A 1136-nucleotide genomic window follows, 5' to 3' on the forward strand; every position below is an offset into this window, starting at 1 on the left:
AGCGGGCGCTGCGCAGAAGCGTCTTCGCCAGCCGGATCGCTTCGGCGTCCGTCTCACGGATCACGTCCTTCTTCGGGTCGTCCAAGGCAGCACCGCAGTAAGTTGATTTTTGTTCTCTAGTTATCGGTCAGCAAGCCGGATTTGACAAGGTCGTCGATCTCGGCTTTCGCAAAGCCGAAACGTGCCAGCGTTGTCGACGGCAACAAATCCTCATCGCCGGGCATAGTGGCCAATGTCGGTTGCGAACTCGAGAAACGCGGGGCCGGGGCCGGGCGCTCAAATGCACCTGCCGTCACAGAGGCGTTGCGTGCCCGATTGTGCGGGTGGTGCTTTGCCTCTTGCAGCGACAGAACGGGTGCAACGCAGGCATCGGTTTGCGCGAACAACCGGTCCCAGTCGTCGCGTGGTTTCTGCCGGATCCGATCGGCAATGGCGGCGCGCATCGGCGGCCACAGGGCCTTGTCGTACTGGCCGGATGCAAAGCACTCGTCGAGCGGCAGCAGCCTCGCGAATTCGGCGAAGAATTGCGGCTCGAGACAACCGATGGCGATATGACGTCCGTCCGACGTCTCATAGGTGTCGTAGAACGGGGCGCCGGAATCGAGCAGGTTCGCGCCACGCTTGTCGCTCCACAAGCCGGCCGCCATCAAGGCGTGCAGGGGCACCGCCAGCATCGAGGCGCCATCGACCATCGCGGCGTCGATAACTTCACCCTTGCCCGTGCGCGAACGTTGGAACAGGGCGGCCAGCACACCGGCAATCAGCATCATGGCGCCACCGCCATAGTCTGCAACGAGGTTGAGCGGCGTGACGGGACGGCCGCCGGCATGGCCGATGGCGTGCAGCACGCCGCTATAGGCGAGGTAGGTTATGTCATGGCCGGCGCGGCCGGCGAGCGGACCGCCCTGGCCGAAGCCGGTCATACGGCCGTAGATCAGCGCCGGGTTACGCACCAGCACCGTTTCCGGGCCGAGGCCGAGCCGTTCCATGACGCCCGGGCGAAAGCCTTCGAGCAACATGTCCGCCTTTTCGGCAAGGCGCAGCAACAGATCGGTGCCTTCACGGCGCTTCAGGTCGAGGCGCAGCACGGCGCGGCCATGGCGGTCGATGTTATACTCATCCGGCAGCGGGAGGAG

The 1136-nt window shown here is 64.5% G+C and carries 1 protein-coding gene and 1 pseudogene; both read right to left on the minus strand.

Translation table 11 applies throughout. The features are described from left to right. A pseudogene (locus tag EOA22_RS39345) lies at window positions 1-85 on the minus strand (HugZ family protein); the annotation flags it as partial. Window positions 86-116: 31 nt separating this feature from the next. Continuing rightward, window positions 117-1136, minus strand: a 1020-nt coding sequence (locus tag EOA22_RS34575) for a CaiB/BaiF CoA-transferase family protein (protein WP_164756216.1), incomplete at its 5' end; no start/stop codon positions are given.

Origin of the sequence: Mesorhizobium sp. M7A.F.Ca.US.014.04.1.1 (assembly GCF_003998745.1) — a bacterium.
Lineage (GTDB): Bacteria > Pseudomonadota > Alphaproteobacteria > Rhizobiales > Rhizobiaceae > Mesorhizobium > Mesorhizobium ciceri.